The organism is Bradyrhizobium sp. 33ap4 (assembly GCF_032654765.1).
Taxonomy (GTDB): Bacteria; Pseudomonadota; Alphaproteobacteria; order Rhizobiales; family Xanthobacteraceae; genus Bradyrhizobium; species Bradyrhizobium australafricanum.
This window is the reverse complement of sequence record NZ_JAUMTJ010000141.1, coordinates 1-3782: the sequence shown is the minus strand read 5'-3', so window position 1 is coordinate 3782 and position 3782 is coordinate 1. Positions and strand designations below refer to the sequence as shown.

Annotated in this window: 4 protein-coding genes; 3 read left to right on the top strand and 1 reads right to left on the bottom strand. The window is 60.5% G+C overall.

From position 1 onward, the window contains the following. The 3 genes from Q2M23_RS43230 to Q2M23_RS43220 all read left to right on the top strand — a co-directional run. On the top strand, positions 1-427 hold a 427-nt coding region (locus tag Q2M23_RS43230; RefSeq protein WP_316399460.1), incomplete at its 5' end, for a DUF5372 family protein. A 151-nt stretch (positions 428-578) separates the two neighbouring features. Beyond that, positions 579-1040 carry a helix-turn-helix domain-containing protein gene (locus tag Q2M23_RS43225; RefSeq protein ID WP_229172375.1) on the top strand — a complete coding sequence of 154 codons (462 nt, stop codon included), beginning with the start codon at positions 579-581 and terminating at the stop codon, positions 1038-1040. A gap of 285 nt (positions 1041-1325) precedes the next feature. Further along, positions 1326-3443 (top strand): recombinase family protein, encoded by a 2118-nt coding sequence (locus tag Q2M23_RS43220; RefSeq protein WP_316399459.1) that lies wholly within the window; start codon positions 1326-1328, stop codon positions 3441-3443. Here Q2M23_RS43220 and tnpB read toward each other — a convergent pair. Further along, the gene (gene tnpB / locus Q2M23_RS43215) at positions 3414-3650 is read right to left on the bottom strand and encodes an IS66 family insertion sequence element accessory protein TnpB (protein WP_256520913.1); all 237 of its coding nucleotides are present in this window, start codon (positions 3648-3650) and stop codon (positions 3414-3416) included. The two genes, Q2M23_RS43220 and tnpB, sit on opposite strands and share 30 nt — an antisense overlap. Positions 3651-3782: the final 132 nt, after the last annotated feature.

The following is a 3782-nucleotide window of genomic DNA, read 5'->3' as shown; positions in this document are numbered from 1 at the left end:
ATCAACTGCGCAGCATTCAGCTGCACCCGATGATGCCCGATCCGCGGCCAGCAGAACCTCGCCTTCTCAAGCCGTTTGTACCTCAACTGAGAATGCAGACTCTTCGGATGCAGCGCGGCAGTTTGTGCGGGTGATGCATCCATTCCACCCATTGTTTGGGCGGCAGCTTCTCTGCGTCGGCAAACGATACAACCGGTATGGCGAACGCCTCTTGCTGCAGGGCGACGGCGCGACCGTATGGTCGGTTCCTCCGCAATGGACGGACCTTGTGAGCCCGGACGCAGAGATCGTCATGGGTCATGGACGGGCACTTTTGCGTACTTTCGACCTGATGGAGCTGGCCAGCCTGGTGAAGCGCCTTTCCGACGGGGCAGCGTTGCGATCGCGCGCAAACCGTAAGGATGATTATGCCGCAGATGTAAGGTGATTAATGCCGCATCAGCCCTCTTTTGTCCGCATCGCTTCATCAAATACGAGTTATAAATGCGCTATAGGCTACTTTCGCGACCTTGACAGCGATGCATTTAGCGGCGTAAATATATTTACGTTAACGCCTTCTTGTACGCTCGGAGCCGACGGTGCCGGCGAAGCACGACAGCAAGCGCTCAAAGATCGACGCCCTCCTCGAGGAGGGCACGCTCAATCCGACGCCCGAGAAGGTGCGCGATCCAAAGTTTCAGGGAAGCGAGTTCTTCGATCCGCACGACGCCGTGCAGGTCAAGTACGAGATGCTGCGCCGTGTCTCGATCGACAACGCTTCGGTGACGGAGGCTTCCGACGAGTATGGCGTCTCCAGGCCGACCTACTACCAAGCGAAGGCGAGCTTCGATGCCGCCGGGATTGCGGGACTGGTCCCAAAGAAGCCGGGCCCCCGCGGCCCCCACAAGGTCCAGGGCGAGGTCCTCGCCTTCCTGCAGGCGCGGCTGGTCCCGGGCGAGCCGGTTCGCGCTCGGGAGCTGGCGAGCTTGATCCGCGCCGAGCTCGGCATCGAGGTTCATCCCAGGACGATCGAGCGAGCATTAAAAAAAACTGCCGGATGAACACCCCACGACACCGGCGTGTTCGATCCTCTCGACCGCCATTGCGGCCCAGTATGAGGTGCTGCGTATGGCAGCTCTCGGCGAAGCGCTGCCGCCTACGGCCCGCAGTGGCCTCATGCTTTTTCTGCGCCGGGGCATGTGGGGGTGGGCGCAGACGCTGGCCGCCGCAGCCCCCGTTCAACAGTCAGTTGCCTCGTATACTCCACCAGTGCCGCGTAACGAGCACACAGCTGTCGTTTACGTGCTCGCGACAATGGCGATGAGCACACCCGAGCGGAGAACGCCATGAAGGAGTCCCTCAAAGTCCAGCCTCACCACCTCGAACGGGGTGCCTACCTCTACATTCGCCAGTCCTCGATGCGACAAGTCATCGAGAACGTCGAGAGCGCGAAGCGGCAATATGCACTTCGTGGACGCGCAATTGCCCTTGGCTGGCGCGACGAGCAAATAATCGTCATCGACAGCGATCAGGGCGAGTCCGGTGCATCGGCTGTCTGGCGCGAGGGCTTTCAGCGCCTGGTCAGCGACGTCGGCATGGGGCACGCCGGCATCGTGATGGGCCTGGAGGTCTCCCGCCTGGCGCGGAACAATGCTGACTGGCAGCGTTTGCTGGAGATCTGCGCACTAGCCGACACCCTGATCCTCGATGAGGATGGCGTCTACGATCCGTCAAGCTTCAATGACCGCCTCCTGCTCGGGCTCAAGGGCACAATGAGTGAGGCCGAGTTGCATGTGATCAAAGCAAGGCTGCGCGGCGGAATCCTCAACAAGGTCAGGCGCGGCGAGTACCGCTGCGTCTTGCCAACCGGGCTGATCTATGACCACTCCGGCAACGTGACGTTCGATCCCGACACTCAGATCAGGGAGACAATCGTCCATTTCTTCGACACGTTCTCTCGCGTGGGCTCCGCATGCCAGACCGTCAAGGCCTTTCGCAAGGAGGGCCTTCTGTTTCCCTCGCGTCTGCGCAACAGCGAGACCACGGTGTTTCGGACACTGACCGCGTCAACGGCGATACGCGTCTTGAACAATCCGCGGTATGCCGGCGCCTACGCCTATGGACGCCGGCGCTATCGACGAACCATCGACGGTAAGAAGACTCTGCAGCGGCGTGACCACGATGACTGGCTGGCTTGTATCCCGGATGCCCATCCCGGCTACATCACGTGGGAGCAGTTCCAGGAGAATCTCAAAATTCTCAAGACCAACGGTCGAGGATATGAAGTGGCGCGCGCATCGCCTCCTCGGGAGGGGACGGCACTGCTGCAAGGACGGGCGGTCTGCGGGCAATGCGGTAAACATTTTCGCATCCGCTACACTGCCCGGCGCGGACGGCTGGATGCCTGGTACGTCTGTGATCGCGCTCACGGTTATCGTGGCGAGCCAAACTGCCAGTCAATCGCCGGGCCTCAGATCGATAAAGCCATCGGCATGCTGATTGCCGAACAGATGACGCCGGCCGCCGTCGAGTTGACGCTCGACATCCGCAAGGAGATCGAAGCCAGGTATGAGGAAGCAGACCGGCTGCGCTGTCGGGCGACCGAACGGGCCAAAATCGAAGCGGATCTCGCTCAGCGCCGCTTCATGTTGGTCGACCCCAATAATCGTCTCGTCGCCGACACGCTCGAAGGCGAATGGAATGACAAGCTCCGCGTGCTGGCCAAAGCCCGCGACGATCGCGAGCGCGCGCGAGAGCAGGATCAGCTCTTCCTCGATGAAGCTGTTCGCGAGCGGCTGACCGCGATGACCGTCGACTTCAAAAAGCTTTGGGCAGATCCAGACACGCCGGATCGTGAACGCAAACGGCTGCTCGCCCACATCATCGAAGATGTCACCCTCATCAAGGTGCCGGCGGAACGAACCACCAAAATTCATGTTCGCTTCAAGGGCGGCAAAATCCAAACGCTCACCACCATGAGCCCAAAATCTTCCGCGCAGCAGGTCAAGACGCAACCCGGTATCGTCGAGTTGGTCGACAAGCTCCTCGACAAACACATCTGTTCAGAGATTGCCGAACTTCTCAACCAGCAAGGATATCGCCCGGGTGGATCAGCGCGCCCTGGCCGCCACGAGACCCGCTTCACGGCCTTGCGGGTCGCATATCTCGTCCATCGCTATGGCTTGCGCTCGCGCTATGACCGACTGCGAGATCGCGGAATGCTGACAAAACGGGAAGCCGCGGCGCGCCTTAACATCCACGAAACGACCCTCGCAAGGTGGGCTGAACATGGACTCGTTACCAGGCATGCCTACAATGCACACTATTGCCTATACGAGATTCCCACATCGAACCTGCCCCGCAAGCAATGCAGCCGATGGAATCGTCTTGTCGATCGAGCCGCCGCCCTCACGACGTCACTGGTGCTAAAACCCTCAACTGAAGCTGAAGGAGGTGTAGTATGAATGCACGTAGTTTAAATAGAGGCACACGCCGGAGCCATCCCACCATACGATCTTTATTCGGTCGGCTCTTTTGGCGCGGAACACATAAAGCGCACCGTCGAACGGATCTGAGCCGGCATCGCGCACCAGCGCAACAAGGCCATCGATACCCTTGCGGAAGTCGACTGGATGGCTCGCCAGGAACACCTTCACGCCGGAGGGGATCATGCCGAACGGACCGCCCGGATCACCCGCTGCAACTGCGCCTCGTCGACGTCCACGCCGGCGCGCACGATCACCTCGCCAATGGCAATCTCGATCACCGCGCCTGCCACAGGCGCCACCACACCCTCGCAACTC